At 61.6% G+C, this 15,664-nt stretch carries 13 protein-coding genes; 9 read left to right on the forward strand and 4 right to left on the reverse strand.

The window, feature by feature from the left end:
- Positions 1 to 3: 3 nt before the first annotated feature.
- Entirely contained in the window at positions 4 to 291 is a 288-nt protein-coding gene (locus BLV09_RS26850) for a BolA family protein (RefSeq protein ID WP_146689554.1), read from the reverse strand.
- Positions 292 to 399: 108 nt separating this feature from the next.
- On the opposite strand from BLV09_RS26850, the gene BLV09_RS26855 reads away from it, so the two are divergent.
- Positions 400 to 1,059, forward strand: coding sequence for a J domain-containing protein (locus BLV09_RS26855; RefSeq protein WP_146689555.1), 660 nt, complete (start codon positions 400 to 402; stop codon positions 1,057 to 1,059).
- Between the two features lie 51 nt (positions 1,060 to 1,110).
- Here BLV09_RS26855 and BLV09_RS26860 read toward each other — a convergent pair whose 3' ends face one another.
- Entirely contained in the window at positions 1,111 to 1,806 is a 696-nt protein-coding gene (locus BLV09_RS26860; RefSeq protein WP_146689556.1) for a DedA family protein, read from the reverse strand.
- A gap of 304 nt (positions 1,807 to 2,110) precedes the next feature.
- Between BLV09_RS26860 and cobS the strand changes: the two genes are divergently transcribed.
- From cobS to BLV09_RS26885, 5 genes are all read left to right on the forward strand, one after another.
- Positions 2,111 to 3,109, forward strand: a complete 999-nt coding sequence (cobS, locus tag BLV09_RS26865) for a cobaltochelatase subunit CobS (protein WP_100385254.1) — start codon at positions 2,111 to 2,113, stop codon at positions 3,107 to 3,109.
- 149 nt (positions 3,110 to 3,258) lie between these two features.
- Positions 3,259 to 5,160, forward strand: a complete 1,902-nt coding sequence (gene cobT / locus BLV09_RS26870; RefSeq protein WP_146689557.1) for a cobaltochelatase subunit CobT — start codon at positions 3,259 to 3,261, stop codon at positions 5,158 to 5,160.
- A gap of 131 nt (positions 5,161 to 5,291) precedes the next feature.
- Positions 5,292 to 6,359 carry an esterase-like activity of phytase family protein gene (locus BLV09_RS26875; protein WP_146689558.1) on the forward strand — a complete coding sequence of 356 codons (1,068 nt, stop codon included), beginning with the start codon at positions 5,292 to 5,294 and terminating at the stop codon, positions 6,357 to 6,359.
- A gap of 126 nt (positions 6,360 to 6,485) precedes the next feature.
- Positions 6,486 to 7,448, forward strand: coding sequence for a Bug family tripartite tricarboxylate transporter substrate binding protein (locus BLV09_RS26880; RefSeq protein WP_146689559.1), 963 nt, complete (start codon positions 6,486 to 6,488; stop codon positions 7,446 to 7,448).
- Positions 7,449 to 7,542: 94 nt separating this feature from the next.
- Complete coding sequence (locus BLV09_RS26885; RefSeq protein WP_146689560.1) at positions 7,543 to 8,655, forward strand: NADH:flavin oxidoreductase/NADH oxidase; 1,113 nt, start codon at positions 7,543 to 7,545, stop codon at positions 8,653 to 8,655.
- Positions 8,656 to 8,695: 40 nt separating this feature from the next.
- Here the strand turns inward: BLV09_RS26885 and BLV09_RS26890 are convergent, their stop codons facing one another.
- Both BLV09_RS26890 and BLV09_RS26895 read right to left on the reverse strand, forming a co-directional pair.
- Positions 8,696 to 9,613, reverse strand: a complete 918-nt coding sequence (locus tag BLV09_RS26890) for an ABC transporter substrate-binding protein (RefSeq protein ID WP_146689561.1) — start codon at positions 9,611 to 9,613, stop codon at positions 8,696 to 8,698.
- Between the two features lie 8 nt (positions 9,614 to 9,621).
- The gene (locus BLV09_RS26895; protein ID WP_146689562.1) at positions 9,622 to 10,944 is read right to left on the reverse strand and encodes an MFS transporter; all 1,323 of its coding nucleotides are present in this window, start codon (positions 10,942 to 10,944) and stop codon (positions 9,622 to 9,624) included.
- A 440-nt stretch (positions 10,945 to 11,384) separates the two neighbouring features.
- On the opposite strand from BLV09_RS26895, the gene BLV09_RS26900 reads away from it, so the two are divergent.
- The 3 genes from BLV09_RS26900 to BLV09_RS26910 all read left to right on the forward strand — a co-directional run bounded on the left by BLV09_RS26900 (position 11,385) and on the right by BLV09_RS26910 (position 15,597).
- Positions 11,385 to 12,485 (forward strand): LLM class flavin-dependent oxidoreductase, encoded by a 1,101-nt coding sequence (locus BLV09_RS26900; RefSeq protein WP_100385260.1) that lies wholly within the window; start codon positions 11,385 to 11,387, stop codon positions 12,483 to 12,485.
- 128 nt (positions 12,486 to 12,613) lie between these two features.
- On the forward strand, positions 12,614 to 14,383 hold the full coding sequence (locus tag BLV09_RS26905; RefSeq protein WP_146689563.1) for a flavin-containing monooxygenase: 1,770 nt from the start codon (positions 12,614 to 12,616) through the stop codon (positions 14,381 to 14,383).
- Positions 14,384 to 14,583: 200 nt separating this feature from the next.
- Complete coding sequence (locus BLV09_RS26910) at positions 14,584 to 15,597, forward strand: hypothetical protein (protein WP_146689564.1); 1,014 nt, start codon at positions 14,584 to 14,586, stop codon at positions 15,595 to 15,597.
- Positions 15,598 to 15,664 lie beyond the last annotated feature (67 nt).

The raw sequence follows: 15,664 nt of genomic DNA on the forward strand, positions 1-15,664 counted from the left end.
ATCTCAGCCGACTTTTTCGCCCGGCGCCTGCGCCTTGATCGCCAGCGCGTGCACGGAGCCTGCAAGTTCCGCCGCCAGCGCCGCATTAATCATGCGGTGGCGTTCGATCCGGCTCTTCCCTTCGAACGCGGGCGACACAATATATACCCGAAAATGCGTCTCGCCGCCCGGCCTGTGGCCGGCGTGGCCTTCATGCAGATGTGACTCGTCGATGACGTCGAGGCTCTCCGGCGCGAAAGTTTCGCGCAACTTGTTCGTGATAGCCTGCCTGACGGGTTGATCGTTGCTCATCACCGGGGCATTACGTCCGCGATCGCAATTCGTCAATGGCGTGTCAGGAGTGAGGTATTCGCAATGTCAAGACTTGAAGCCTTTCGCATTGCGTTGTCATAGTCAGCCATGCCGATTGATTCCTCAAAATTCTTCGATTCCATTCGCATCAAGCCCAACAAGCTGAGCGCGAAGCAGCAGGCGCAGGCACGCGAAGAAGCTGTCATGTGCGAATGGCCCGACTGCAAGAACAAGGGGCCGCACCGCGCGCCCAAGGGCCGTGCCAACGACAAGGAATACTGGCACTTCTGCCTCAACCATGTTCGCGAATACAATCAGTCCTATAATTTCTTCCAGGGCATGAATGCCGATGCCGTCGCACGCTACCAGAAGGATGCGCTGACCGGCCATCGTCCGACCTGGAAGATGGGCGCCAATACCAGCTCCAAAAAGGGCAAGGGCGGTCCCGAGGCTGATCTCGAAGGCGCGTCCGATCCGTTCCATATGTTCAGCGAACTGAACGGCCGCGGCCGCTGGCGGCCGGGTCCCGGCGCGGGCACCGAGGCCAAAGCCGAGACGCGCAAGATTTTTAACGCCGAGCGCAAGGCGTTGCAGGTGATGGGGCTCGGCGCGGAAGCGACACTGGAAGACGTCAAGGCCAAGTACAAGGCGCTGGTGAAGCAGCACCATCCCGACGCCAATGGCGGCGATCGCTCTACCGAGGATCGCCTGATCGAAATCATCAAGGCGTATAATTATCTCAAGACCGTGGTCCGCGGCGCGAGCTAGCGCCGACGCGAGCCGGCCAGCCGACGTTTTTTGCCAAAACAAACGCTTGAGTTACAGGTCCTGGCGTGGACTCCGAGGGCGCCGGAGCATCGGTCTGGTTACCGGCTCGATTATGCCGCCGCCGTGACGGCGGCGCACAGTCCAGACCGCGAGCGCGACAATCAGCGCGCCGCCCGTCACCGTCACCATCCATAGATGCTTGCCGACCCCCTCGTGATGCGGCAGGCCCGCATATTCGTGCAACGCTGAAACGGCAAGCACCCCCGGCAGCACATGCGCCGGCGCCCACAGCAGGATCGCCGGGATGTTGACGGCGTAAAAGCGCATCGGCGGCATATCCAGCGCGCCGGCCGTGATCGGTACGAAGGCGCGAATCGGCGGAATGAAGCGCGCAAAGAACACAGCCCACGCGCCCCAGCGATGAAAGAACGCCTCGCTCTGTGCGACCACTTTCGGGTAGTTCGCCATCGGCCAGGTGCTGAGGATTTCACGCTGGCTGCGGTGTCCGATCCAGAACGCGCTGCCGTCGCCGAACACCGCCCCGGCGATGGCTGCCGCCAGCACCCACTCGATCCGCAATTCGCCGCCGGGCACCAGCGCGCTCAGCGCCAGGATAATGGTCGAACCCGGGACCACCGAGCCGACGATCGGAACGGCTTCCAGCAATGCCGCCAGAAACAGCGTGAGATAGGCCAGCCACGCATGCGCCGAGACGAATTCAACCAGTGGATCGATGAATGAAGTCACAAGATTCCTGTGTTGGCCCGGCTGCCCGATTCGGCAGGCCTAACATAACTCGCATCCGGGCTGGAAAGTGCCGCCGGCCCTGCTAGGTGACCGGGGTGGCGATGTCCCGGCGAAAGTACGGCGGGAATCGCAGGGCAGCCTTCCAAAAACCGCGTCTAGCCCCTATCTTGATGATATAGCAACGGAACTTTGATTGGCCCCTGGGCTTCTGCCCGCCGTTGCTCTCTGCTAGGTTCCGGACAGCACCCATCCGCAGCCACACCGCAAATCTGGTTTCGGGATCGCCCGAGACCCCGGAGGACTGATGACCACCGCCGCCATGACCAAATCGCCAGAAATCACCGGCTTGCCTGACATGAAGGTGTCGGTTCGGCAGGTATTCGGGATCGATAGCGATCTCGAGGTGCCGGCCTATTCCGAAGTCGACCCGCATGTGCCGGACATCGATTCGGACTACCGCTTCGATCGCGCCACGACGCTTGCGATCCTCGCCGGTTTTTCGAAGAACCGCCGTGTCATGGTCACGGGCTATCATGGCACCGGTAAATCGACGCACATCGAGCAGGTCGCGGCGCGGCTGAACTGGCCGTGCGTGCGCGTCAACCTCGACAGCCACATCAGCCGTATCGATCTGGTCGGCAAGGACTCGATCGTCATCAGGGACGGCAAGCAGGTCACCGAATTTCGCGACGGCATCCTGCCCTGGGCACTGCAGCACAATATCGCGCTGGTGTTCGACGAATATGACGCCGGCCGTCCCGACGTGATGTTCGTGATCCAGCGCGTGCTGGAAGTGTCCGGCCGCCTGACGCTGCTCGATCAGAACAAGGTGATCAAGCCGCATCCGGCGTTCCGGCTGTTCTCGACCGCCAATACGGTCGGTCTCGGCGACACCTCCGGCCTCTATCACGGCACCCAGCAGATCAACCAGGGCCAGATGGACCGCTGGTCGATCGTCACCACGCTGAACTATCTCGCCCATGACGAGGAAGTCGAGATCGTGCTGGCGAAAGCGCATCACTATCGCACCCAGGAGGGACGCGACATCGTCAACAAGATGGTGCGGCTCGCCGATCTCACCCGTAATGCTTTCGCCAACGGCGATCTGTCGACGGTGATGAGCCCGCGCACGGTGATCACCTGGGCGGAGAATGCCGATATTTTCGGCGACATCGGCTTTGCCTTCCGCGTCACCTTTCTCAACAAGTGCGACGAGCTGGAACGGCCGCTGGTCGCGGAGTTCTATCAGCGCTGCTTCAATGTCGAGCTGGCGGAGTCGTCAGTGAACGTGGCGCTTTCATAGAGTGTTCCACCTTGTCGTCGTCCCGGCGAAAGCCGGGACCCATACCGCGGAATTTCTCGATTGAGCGACACGGATAGTTTCTCTTAACCCAACAATGGCCGGTGGCCATGGGTCCCGGCTTTTGCCGGGACGACCGCGGTGAAATTTCGATGACGACGTCCAACACCAAATTCCGTACCGGAGCAAAGGAAGCCCCGACCGAGCCGTTCAAGCGCGCGGTCACTTCCTGTCTGCGCGCGATCGCAAAAGCCCCCGAGCTCGAAGTGACGTTCGCCGCCGAGCGGCCCGGCCTGGCGCCGGGCAAGGCGCGGCTGCCTGAGCCGGCGCGCAAGATGACCAAGCGCGATGCGGCGATTGTGCGCGGCCACGCCGATTCGATCGCGCTGAAGCTCGCCTGCCATGACCCGAAAGTGCACCGCAAGCTGATGCCGGGCAATCCGCAGGCCCGCGGTGTGTTCGAGGCGGTGGAGCAGGCGCGGGTGGAAGCGATCGGCTCGCGGCGGATGGCCGGCGTTGCCAAAAATCTCACCGCTATGCTTGACGATCATTTCCATCGCGGCAAGTTCGACGAGATCACCGATCGCGCCGATGCGCCGCTGTCCGACGCGCTGGCGATGCTGGTGCGCGAGCGTCTGACCGGGCTCGCACCGCCGGTGGCGGCGCGCAAGATGGTCGATCTCTGGCGGCCCTTCCTGGAAGACAAGATCGGCCCGCGTCTCGATCAATTGAGCCGCGTCACCGAAGATCAGGCGAAATTCGGCGATGTCGTGCATGATCTGTTGTCCGCGCTCGATCTCGGCGACGACCGCAACGCGGAAGCCGACGAGGACGACAACCAGGACGAAAACCGCGACGGCGAAAACGATCAGTCCGGCGCGGAAGGCTCGCCCGACAGCGACGCGGCACAGGAGATGAGCGCTGACCAGGCGCAGGCGACGACCGACGAAATGTCCGAAAGTGCGATGGAGAGCGCGCAAGCCTCCACCAGCGATACCTTCGACGATGGCGAGCTCGGCGACGACGAAACGCCGGGAGAAGCGACGCGGCCGAACTCGCGCGGCGCCAACGAACCGCGCGGGCCGGAATATCACGCCTTCGCACCGAAATTCGACGAGGTGATTGCGGCCGAGGATCTTTGCGATCACGATGAGCTGGAACGGTTGCGCAGCTACCTCGACAAACAGCTCGCGCATTTGCAGGGCATCGTCGCGCGGCTGGCGAACCGTTTGCAACGCCGCCTGATGGCGCAGCAGAACCGTGCCTGGGAGTTCGATCTCGAGGAAGGCATGCTCGATCCGGCGCGGCTGTCGCGCGTCGTGACCGATCCCTATCATCCGCTGTCGTTCATGAACGAGAAGGAAGCGACGTTCCGCGATACCGTGGTGACGCTGCTGCTCGACAATTCCGGCTCGATGCGCGGGCGGCCCATTACGGTGGCGGCGACGTGCGCGGATATTCTGGCGCGGACGCTGGAGCGTTGCGGCGTCAAGGTCGAGATTCTCGGCTTCACGACGCGGGCCTGGAAGGGCGGTCAGTCGCGCGAGGCGTGGCTTGCGGCCGGCAAGCCGGCCAATCCCGGACGCCTCAACGATCTTCGCCATATCATCTACAAGTCCGCCGATGCGCCATGGCGGCGGGCGCGCAAGAATCTCGGGTTGATGATGCGCGAGGGCCTGCTCAAGGAGAACATCGACGGCGAGGCGCTGGATTGGGCGCACAAGCGGCTGCTCGGGCGCTCCGAGCAACGCAAGATCCTGATGATGATCTCCGACGGCGCGCCGGTTGATGACTCCACGCTGTCGGTCAATGCCGGCAATTATCTGGAGCGGCATCTGCGCCATATCATCGAGGAGATCGAGACCCGCTCGCCGGTCGAACTGATCGCGATCGGTATCGGTCACGATGTCACGCGCTACTATCGCCGCGCGGTCACCATCGTCGATGCCGAAGAACTCGGCGGCGCCATCACTGAAAAACTCGCCGAGTTGTTCAGCGAGACCCACGGCGCCGCGCCTGCTCCAACCGGCCGCCGGCGCCGGCTGCATTCGTAAAGAACGACAGAACGTCATTCCGGGGCGCGCGGTCGCGCGAACCGGCAATCTCAAGCCGCAGCGGAATTATACTCCCTCACGCCTGGGGGAGCGGTGGGACTGAACTCGCGGCCCTCGAAGAACAGGTCTCAATGTCGTTCGACCTCTCCCGCCGTCGCTTGCTGAAATCCACGGCGGCCGGACTATCGCTCGCCGCGCTGCCCGGGATCGCGCGGGCGCAGCTCGCAACGGAGCCGCCAAAGCCGTCAACGCCGGATGAACATTCGGTCGCCGCTCCCGTTTCGATCGAGGTCAATGCCCGGCCGATTCCCTCGTTCGATCCCCGCGACCGCTCGCATGTGCGGATTGGTTCGCTGCAATATCGCAGCGGGCTGGTTCTCACGTCGAGCTATCGCGGCTTTGGCGGGCTATCGGGAATCCGGCTCGACAGCAAAGGCGAGCGCTTCATCTCTTTCAGCGACAAGGGCAGCTGGTTCACCGGCCGTATCCTCTACCAGGAAAGCGAGATGACCGGGCTCGCCGATGTCGAGGTGGCGCCGATGCTGGGGGCCGACGGCAGGCCGATCACGGCACGCGGCTGGTTCGACACCGAGTCGATCGCGCTTGACGGCTCATTGGTTTACATCGGGCTTGAACGCGTCAACCAGGTGCTTCGGTTCGATTTCAGCAAGGGCTTTACGCGCTCGCGTGGCGAGGTGGTGCCGATGCCACCTGCCGTTAAAAAGCTTCCTTTCAACAAGGGGCTTGAGGCGCTGGTCATGGTGCCCAGGGGCCAGCCGTTGGCGGGAACGCTGATCGCGCTTTCCGAGCGTGGCCTCGATGCCGACGGCAATCTCATCGCGTTCATGGTCGGGGGACCGACGCCCGGACAATTCAGCGTTCGCCGCACCAACGCCTACGATATCAGTGACGCGACGCTGCTGCCGTCGGGTGAACTATTGGTGCTGGAGCGGAAGTTCTCGCTGGTCGAAGGCATCGGCATCCGCATCCGCCGCATCCCGCTCACATCGGTGGCGCCCGGCGCGCTGGTCGATGGTCCCGCGATTTTCGAGGCGGATTTGGGCTACGAAATCGACAACATGGAAGGCATCGACGCCTTCGTGACGCCAGAGGGCGATACCGTGTTGACGCTGGTCTCCGATGACAATTTCTCGATGATCCAGCGCACGCTGTTGCTGCAATTCACGCTGGTGGATTGAATTCTTGGTCGTCCTGGCCAAGCTCTCGCTGCGGGCACCGGTCGTTATGGGACCTCGCTCTCGCGAGGACGACCGAAACTACGGAACGGTTCTTGCAAGCATGGCGCTGAAAAGTAGGGAGCGTCGATGACCAAGTTCTTCCGTTTGATATTCGTTCTCTCAAGCCTGTTCGCTGTCGTCACCGCGCACGCGGAAACCTGGCCGTCGCATCTGATCAAGGCGACAATCCCGTTCGGGGCCGGCAGCGCGACCGATGTGGTGCCGCGTCTGGTGTTCGATCGTCTCGCCGCTGAACTGGGCCAGTCCATCGTGGTCGAGAATCGTCCCGGCGCCGGTGGCACGCTTGGCACGGCGCTGGTTGCCAGGGCTGATCCCGACGGTTACAGCGTTCTCGCCCATTCCTCGGCGCTGACGATTGCGCCCGCGATTTTTCCGAATCTGTCGTTCGATGCCAGCCGTGACCTCTCGGGTGCGCTGATGATCGGCTCCAGCGCCAATGTGATGATCGTGCCGGTGTCGCGGCCATGGAAGACCGTGCAGGATTTCATTGCGGACGCCAAGGCCAAACCCGGCTCGATCTCGTTCGGCTCGGTCGGTATCGGCAGTGCGGTGCATATCAGCGCCGAAAAATTCCGCCTCGCCGCCGGCATCGAGGCCACGCATGTTCCCTATCGCGGCGGCGCCGAAGTGATCGCCGATATCATCGGCGGTCGCGTCGATTTTTATTTCTGTCCGTTGGCGACCGCGCTTCCATTGATCCACGCCGGCCAGGTGCGCGCGCTGTTGGTCTCGACGCCAAAACGTATCGCGGATCTGCCCGACGTGCCGGCACCGACGGAGATCGGATTGAAAGATGCTGACAGCGCGATCTGGTTCGGCGTCTTCATGCCGGCGAAAACGCCGCGCGACATCGTCGACAAATTCCATGCTGCCGGCGTCAAGGTGCTGTCTGAGCCTGCGATGCAGGAAAGCCTGAAGCAGCTCGGCGTCGAAGCAGTGCCGATGACCCCTGCCGAGATCGACGATCTCGTCAAGCGCGAGACCGCGGTCAACATGGCAGTAATCAAGGCCGCGGGCATCAAACAATGAGGATCAAACAATAGTGGGCGCGGTTGAGCAAAGCGTCGCGCCTCACATAGATTGGGGTGCAACGATCGATCCCCTCCTGTCAGGATATCCCCCCATGAGCACCCTGTTTTCTCCGATCCAATTGCGCGGCCTTAAGCTCCCCAATCGCATCATGGTGGCGCCGATGTGCCAGTATTCGGCTGAAAACGGCGAAGCCAATGACTGGCACTTCACGCACATCAACATGCTGGCGCTATCGGGCGCGGCGATGTTCTGTATCGAGGCAACCCATGTGGAAGCGATCGGCCGCATCACGCCGGGCTGCCTCGGATTGTGGAATGACGCCACCGAAGCGGCGCTGAAACCGATCATCGCCTCGGTGCGCAAACATTCCAAGAGCGCGGTAGCGATGCAACTCGCCCATGCCGGGCGCAAGGGATCGAGCCACACGCCGTGGGATGGTGGGCAGCAGATTCCGCTCGCCGAAGGCGGTTGGCAGACCGAAGGTCCGTCCGCGGTATCGCACAAGGAAGGTGAACTGGCGCCTCTGGCGCTCGATGCGCCGGGCTTGGCGCGCGTGCGCGAGGCGTTCGTGTCCGCCGCAAAGCGGGCCGAGCGGCTCGGCCTCGATGCGCTGGAGCTGCACGGCGCGCACGGCTATCTCCTGCATCAGTTCCTGTCGCCGATCTCGAACAAGCGCACCGATCAATATGGCGGATCGTTGCAAAACCGCCTGCGCTTTCCGCTCGAAGTGTATGACGCGGTGCGTGCGGTATTTCCGGAGCAGAAGCCGATTGGCGTCAAGGTATCTGCGACCGACTGGGTCGAGGGCGGCTGGGACATCGCGCAGACCATCGAATTCGCAAAAGAGCTGAAGAAGCGCGGCGTCGACTGGATCGATGTGTCCTCGGGTGGTGTCTCGCCGCTGCAGAAGATCCCGCTTTCGCCCGGCTATCAGGTGCCGTTTGCGCAAGCGGTGAAAGAGGCCACCGGGTTGACCACGATGGCGGTCGGCCTGATTACGGAAGCGAAGCAGGCCGAGGAAATCGTCGCATCAGGGAAGGCCGACATGGTCGCGCTGGCCCGCGGCATGCTCTACGACCCGCGCTGGGGTTGGCACGCCGCGGCCGAGCTCGGTGGCCATGTCGACGCCCCACCGCAATATTGGCGCTCGCAGCCTTCGACCCAGAAGGAATTGTTCGGAAAGACAACGTTCGGGGCGCGGTAACGGCTGAAGCGCTACCGGAAGGTCAGGCCTTCCAGTCGCGTCAATTGACAAGGAGGCGATGCCGCTTCGAAGCGTCATCGAGATAGGACGGATTGATGTAATCTTCCGCGTGGCTCCCGGTGCGCTTCGATAGCGCCCGGATCAGGCCGCTGACTTCGATCAATGTCTGGACCGCAGCGATGCTCGCCTTCGCGTCCCGCGGCATGATTTCAGCGGCAACGCATTCATCCCAGGCGCGTAATGCGTAGTCGCGATCGAGCTTCATTTTGTACGCCGCAAGGTCGGACGATAGTTCGCGATTGGCGTAATACCAATCGTGCGCCTTCAGGCAGGCCTGAAGGAAGCGAACCAAAATTTCCCGGTTTGCGGCGGCCCATCGCGCGTCCGCATTCAACGAGCTGAACTGGAAATCAGGAAACCGGTCGCGCGGCTCGATCAGCGTGTTAAAACCGGCATCGAGTGCGATGAAGTTCATCGGAACGCCCTGCAGGCCGCCGTCGATTTCGCCCGTCTTCAGCAGTTCCCAGCGGCTCATCATCGGGCCGACGGCCCGGATCGTGTAGTCGTCAGGATGTTTCAGGCCCTCCTGAGCCAGGATCTCCATGATGAGAGACGAACTGCCGGCCTCGACGGACGATGCACCGATCACCTTGCCTTTTAACTGCTTGATGGTTTTGATGGAGGCCTTGCAGATCAACGAGAACGGCAGCTTGTTGATGCTTCCGGCAACGATCTCAAGACTGCCGCCCGCCTCGCGATCCAGGATAACGTGCTCGGTAATCCCGCGCGCCAACTGTGCCTCACCTCGGCGCAGGCAAGCCGTTACAACATCGACGGAGTCGTTTTCATTCAGAGTGACATCGAGGTCCTGCTCGCGAAAGAAGTTTTGTTCCTGTCCGATCCATAAGGGCAGGTTGTAGTAATTCCGTGCAACGGTTGCGACGGTCAGCTTGTGCATGGGTCACCTCAGATTGCCGGCGCAGGAACTGGTTCGGCTTCGGACTGTTGATCGATCGGGTCTCGCGTCAACAGCGCGCAAACGATAGATCCAAGCACCAGCAGGATACCGGCGATCACGAACGCGCCCTTGAAGCCGTATGTACTTGAGATCGCATAGCCGGTGATGACGGGCGCGAAGGCGCCGAACAGATTGCCGCCGAAAATCACGAAGCTCGCCGCGATGCCTGCATGATTGCTGTTGCGCAGCAGATCGTTTGCCAGTGCGAGGTTCATGGATGTCGCCGACGCGGCGCATCCCAGCGATACACTGATCACGCCGAGGATCAGCCAGAACGAGGACATAAAGGGCGTCACCAGGATGATGGCGGCGAGGCACAGGCAGCCTGCGATCACCAGGCGACGGCCGCCATTCGCGATCGTCTTGCGGCTCAGGATCCGGTCGCTCAGTTTGGCGAGCGAAATGACGGTGACGCCGGCGAACAAATAAGGGATTGCCGTCAGCGCGCTGGCGCTCATGATCCCCATGCTGTTGCTGGATTGCAGATAAGTTGGCAGCCAGTTGACGAACAAATATTGCAAATAGATACCGCAACCCTGGACAAAGGCCAGCGCCCACATCGTCGGGCTGCGCAGGAAGCTGCCAAGCACCGGCTGTGCGGGCCCGGAGTCCTTGCTCTGATTTTTGCTGATGTCACGGCCGGCGAGAATTCTGGTTTTTTCGGCCTGATCGAGCCAGGATGCATCCTCGGGTTGGTGATAGATGAGAAACCAGGCCGCGGCCAGCACAAAGCCGAGACCGCCACTGATGATGAAGGAAAGCTCCCAGCCGAAGCTCGCGACCAGCCAGCCGACGAAGATCGCCCCGAACGCTGGACCAAACATCTGGCCGCTGCTCATCAGCGCCTGGGCAAATCCGCGTTCTTCCCGTGGTACCCAGTCGCGAATGACGCGCGCACCCGCGGGATAGGTGACGGCTTCGCCGGCGCCAAGCACGAGCCGGCTCACCAGCAATCCAGCGTAGCTGCCGGAAAAGCCTGTCATCACGCCGCCGAGCGACCATACGGCCAGCGCGGCGGGTAATGCCTTTGCCGCACCCCAGCGATCGACGAGTCGTCCGAGCGGGATCAGGAAAATGATGTAGGTCCACGAGAACGAGGAGAAGATATAGCCGAGCTGCACCGCGGAAAGATCCAGCGCCTTGCGCAGCGGACCGGCAGCAACCGACAAATTCACACGATCGATGTAATTGACCAAAACCACCAGGAAGAGGCCGGCGTAGACAATAAAGCGTTTCAAATGACACCTGCGGTCGATGAGCAATCGAGCCATGGACTGTTAGCGAAGATCGCCACGCTTAACAATTTCGACAGGCGCACAACACCTATGACGTTGCGATGATGACACGGTCGACTGCGACAACCCGGAACTGCGGCGACTGGAGAAGTGAACCTCAGTGGGCGACCTGACAGGACGCGTGCGGGGGCACAATCGACATGGGCAGGAGATGGACGCTGAAAACGAGGCGGCCTCGGCGCGAGATCACGATTCAAGGCGATCCATGCCGCCGTGAAGCCGATCGGGGGTGGCGAGGTCTGCGGTGGTCCTTGGCACGGAGCAACTCGCTTGGGTCACGATATCCATAAGGTCGTCATCCCGCGCGACAATTCGGTATGACCACGTCAGGTGTCAGCCCGTTTCCCTCGTGCTATGATTGTTTCGGACGCGCACAAGACGCGTCAGAGGAGACGAAACAAGCGAGAGGAAACTTCATGGAGATCGGATATTTCACGATGCCCTCCCATCCGCCGGAGTGCGGATTGAAAGAGGGCCAAGATTGGGACCTTCAGGTGCTGCGCTGGCTCGATGAGCTCGGCTACCAGGAAGCCTGGATCGGCGAGCACCACACCGCGCCATGGGAGCCGCATCCCGCGCCTGACCTGATTCTGGCGCAGGCTTTCCTGCAAACCAAAAATATCCGTCTCGGCCCCGGCGGCTTCCTGCTTCCCTATCATCACCCCGCCGAGCTCGCCAACCGCGTCGCGGTGCTCGATCATCTTTCGGAGGGTAGGTTGAATTTCGGCGTCGCAGCGAGCGGCCTGCCGAGCGACTGGGCGATGTTCAACGTCGACGGCATGTCCGGCCAGAACCGCGACATGACGCGCGAGGCGCTGGAAATCATCCTGAAGATGTGGTCCGACGATGCGCCGTGGACCTACAAGGGAAAATACTGGACGGTGACAAAGCCCGAAACCATGTTCGACTTCTTGAAGCCGCACATCAAGCCGCTGCAGGCGCCGCATCCGCCGATTGGCGTCGCGGGCTTGAGCAAGAACTCGGACACGCTGAAGCTTGCAGGTGAGCGCGGCTACATTCCAATGAGCCTCAACCTCAACCCAGCCTATGTCTCCAGCCATTGGGATTCGGTCGAATTGGGGGCCGCCAAGACCGGACGCAAGCCGAACCGCCGGGATTGGCGGCTGGTGCGCGAGGTGTTCGTCGCCGATACTGACGAAGAGGCCTGGAAATTGTCGACCGGCGACATGATGGGCCGGATGATGGGCGAATACTTCCTGCCCTTGCTCGGTCATTTCGGCTTCAAGGACTATCTCAAGGCCGCGCCCGACGTGCCCGACAGCGATGTCACGGTCGACTATTGCGCCCGTCACAACTGGGTCGTCGGCTCGCCAGCGACCGTCACCGAGAAGATCGAGAAGATCTGGCACGAGGTCGGCGGCTTCGGCACGCTCCTGGTGTTTGGCTTCGACTACAAGCACAAGCCGGAAGCCTGGCACAATTCGCTGCGGTTGTTGAAGCAGGAAGTGATGCCGCGGCTGAAACATCTCAACGCGGATCTCGTTCGCGCGGCATAGCGCACAGTATAACGCGGGATGGTGCAAAATGCCGTCCCGCGTTTTCATGACGACTGGTGCGCATCGCAGTGGTGTGGTGTCGGATCGATGACAAGAAGAATGCCTCGATCAAGTGTGAAGGCGCGGCCATGCTGGACAGACCGAGCTCCTCGGCGGAGGAAATAGCCGGGGAATGGATCAGTGCCTTTGGCGCGGCGCTCGAAGGCAGATCCGAACGCGCTCTATCCGGTTTGTTCGCGCCTGACAGTCACTGGCGAAACCTGTTTGGTATTTCCTGGCGCCTAGCAACGTTCAGCGGTCGCGAGAGGCTCGTCAATGAACTGCCTCAACGGGCCACACAGGTTCGTGCGACCGGATTCCGGATCGACGCTGCCGCAATGATGCCGCGCCGGGCGGTTGTCGCCGGACGCGATGTCATCGAGGCGGTTTTCTCTTTTGATACGACGAACGGACCGGGCGCTGGTGCACTGCGGCTGCTGAGTTCGTCAACATCAGGCGGCCTTGCTGCGGCGTGGACGATTTCCACGTTGCTCGATTTCAACCGGATCTGCGAGGCCCGCTCCAATTCTTCTATGAACATATCTCACACACGGGATTTCGCAGACCCCGATTGGCTGGAGCAGCGACAGCAATCTGTGTCCTTTGCGGATCGCGAACCCGATGTCCTCATCGTTGGCGGCGGCCATGCCGGCATTTCCGCAGCCGTCGAATTGAAGCGGATCGGCCTCGACGCGCTGGTGATCGACCGGGAGGAGCGGGTCGGGGACAATTGGCGCCTGCGCTACCGCGGCCTCAAGCTGCACAACAAGACGCCGGTCTATCACCTGCGCTACCTGCCGTTTCCGGTGACCTTTCCGGACTACATCCCGAAGGACCAGATCGCGAATTGGCTGGAAAGCTATGTCGATATCATGGAGGTCAATTTCTGGACCAAGACGAGTTTCGAAGGCGCCGCCTATGACGGGGCGACGCAACGCTGGACTGCTCGAGTGCTGCGCGCCGGGGAGAAGCGAACACTGCGGCCGAAGCATATCGTGCTTGCGACCAGCGTGAGCGGAACGCCGAACATTCCCAAAATCGACAATCTGGAAAATTACAAAGGCCAGGTTCTGCACTCCAGCCAGGTCGCCGCCGGCCAACAATGGGCCGGCCGCTCAGTGATCGTGTTCGGCACCGGCACCAGCGCGCATGACATCTGCCAGGAGCTGCAAGCCAGCGGCGCGCAAGTGACGATGGTGCAGCGCAGTCCCACCATGGTCGTCAATGTCGAACCCGCTCAGCTTTATGACCGGACTTATCTCGGCGATGGGCCGCCGATCGAGATTCGCGACATCCTCAATTCGAGCGTGCCGCTTCCGGTGATGAAAGCGGCGCACCGGTTGATCACCGACGAGGTCAAGAAGCTTGATGCGCCCCTGCTGCCGCGTCTCGAGCGCGCAGGGTTTCGATTGGAGTTCGGCGAAGGCGGCACGGGCTGGCCGCTAAAATTCCGCTCGCGCGGCGGCGGCTATTATTTCAATATCGGATGCTCCGAGCTGATTGCGGACGGAAAAGTCCGGCTGATTCAATCGGCCGACATTACAGATATCGTCGCCGACGGATTGCGTCTGAGGGATGGCTCGACGTTAACAGCGGAACTGTTCGTTCTGGCGACGGGTTACAAAGGTCTCGATCATCTCCTGGAACAGTTGTTCGGCGCCGATGTTGCGCGGCGCGTCGGGCGCGTCTGGGGATTTGACGAACAAACTCAGGAACTTCGTAGCATGTGGACGCGCACCGGCCAGCCCGGCCTGTGGTTCACCGGCGGTGCATTTTCGCAGGCCCGCATCTACAGCCGCTACATTGCACTGCAAATCGATGCGATCGAAACAGGCAGGCTTTCAAAGCAGCTGATTTAGTTCCACTTCGAAGATGTTGTCGTTGTCGCTTTCAAGTTGCCGATCGGCAGCTTAGGATTGCGGATCGGATTACGTCCGGCCGCCGTCGTTGGACCGCGGCCCTTCGCAGCGCTCGTCGCTCGCGCAGCGAACCGATGGCTGGTGATGATCGGCCTTGAGGCATTGCTTCGTCCAACTCACCTCGATCAGGAATCTCAATCATGAAAAAAGAAGATAGCGTTGCTCTATGCTCGCTCGTTCAGGGAGACTTGTTCAAGATCCGTTGCGCGCGTGCGCTCGGTGCGGCCGGATTGGCCCTCATGTTCGGCGTAACGCCTTTCGGCGTTGCGCGTGCCCAGACCACGCCGGTCGGCGTGCCCGACAAAAGCTTTCCGGAAAGCCTGACATCCACCAAGGACGGCACGCTCTATGCCGGCAGCTTCAACCTTGGCGGCGTCGTGAAAGCCGCGCCCGGTGGCAAGGCCGAACAGTTCATCGCGCCCGGCGCCGGCGGCAGCCGTTCGACCCTGGGCGTATTGGCCGACGAAAACAGCGGCACGCTGTATGTCTGCTCCAATGACATCACCGGTTTCGGCGTTCCCGGTCCTGGCGACACCAAGGGCGCGTGGCTGAAAACCTTCGATCTCAAAAGCGGCGCACCGAAGGGCAGCTTTGCGCTGAAGGATCCGAAATCGCTGTGCAACGACATTGTGGTCGGCAGCGATGGCACCGCCTATGTCTCCGACTCCTTTACGCCCATTGTCTACAACCTGAAGCCGGGCGGCGATGCGCTCGAGGTCTGGGCGACCGATCCGATGCTGGCGCCGGCAAAGGACGGCGTCGGCCTCGACGGCATCGCGATTGGGTCGGACGGCAATCTCTATGTCACGACCTATGTTCCGGCAAAACTGTTCAGGATCGCGGCCAAGGACGGCAAGGCCGGTGCGGTCACTGAGCTCAAGCCGTCTCGCCCGCTCGACCATGCGGATGCGATGCGCGCGTTTGGTGATAGCTTCCTGCTGATCGAGGGCAACGGCAAGCTCGACAAGATCACGGTTAAAGGCGACGAGGCGAATGTCGAGACCATCAAGGACGGTTTTGCCGAGCCGGTCTCGGTGACGCAGATCGGCGACACCGGATGGGTGGCGGAAGGCAAATTGTCCTACATCATCGGCGACAACAAGGGGAAGGATCCGGGTCCGTTCGAGATCAAGCCCGTCGCGTTGCCGAAGTAAGGCGATCGCGTTTTCGCGCGTCATGGCCGGATGTGTGCCGGCCATGACGAGTTGCCTGCGCCGAAAG

This window comes from Bradyrhizobium canariense (assembly GCF_900105125.1).
Lineage (GTDB): Bacteria > Pseudomonadota > Alphaproteobacteria > Rhizobiales > Xanthobacteraceae > Bradyrhizobium > Bradyrhizobium canariense_A.